This is a genomic window from Mycolicibacterium pyrenivorans, from assembly GCF_025821625.1.
Taxonomy (GTDB): Bacteria; Actinomycetota; Actinomycetes; order Mycobacteriales; family Mycobacteriaceae; genus Mycobacterium; species Mycobacterium pyrenivorans.
The window spans coordinates 1-535 of record NZ_JACKSH010000013.1 but is presented as its reverse complement, the minus strand read 5'-3'; the positions used below and the strand labels follow the sequence as shown (position 1 = coordinate 535).

Genomic DNA, 535 nt, shown 5'->3' with positions numbered 1-535 from the left:
ACCTGGTCGATGCGATGAACGCTGCCATCCTGGCCGTCGATCCTGACGCCCGCACTGTGCCCTACATGATGTCGGGCGGCACCGACGCGAAAGCCTTTGTCCGCCTGGGTATCCGGTGTTTCGGCTTCGCGCCGTTGCGGCTGCCGCCCGAGCTGGACTTCGCCGCGCTGTTCCACGGGGTCGACGAGCGGGTACCCGTAGACGCACTACAGTTCGGCGCCAAAGTCCTCGAACACTTCCTGACGCACTGCTGATAGCTCTGCCCGCCACCGAAAGGACATCATGACTGCTTCGCCGTATGACAACCTGCCGCAGCTGCCGACCTTCACCCTGACCTCGACGTCGTTGTCCGACGGTGGCCCCCTGGCCAACGAACAGGTCAGCGGCATCTTCGGTGCCGGGGGACAGGACGTCTCGCCGCAGCTGAGCTGGTCGGGATTCCCGGCCGAGACCCGCAGCTTCGCCGTCACGGTGTACGACCCCGACGCCCCGACCGCATCGGGCTTCTGGCACTGGGCCGTCGCCAACCTGCCCG

Annotated in this window: 2 protein-coding genes; both read left to right on the top strand. The window is 66.5% G+C overall.

Features of this window, described 5'->3' with window-relative positions; all coding sequences use genetic code 11:
* The coding region (locus tag H7I57_RS01040) for a M20/M25/M40 family metallo-hydrolase (RefSeq protein ID WP_264021380.1) at nucleotides 1-254 on the top strand (254 nt) is incomplete at its 5' end.
* A gap of 28 nt (nucleotides 255-282) precedes the next feature.
* Nucleotides 283-535 (top strand): YbhB/YbcL family Raf kinase inhibitor-like protein (locus H7I57_RS01035; RefSeq protein ID WP_264021379.1); only part of this gene is annotated, 253 nt, incomplete at its 3' end.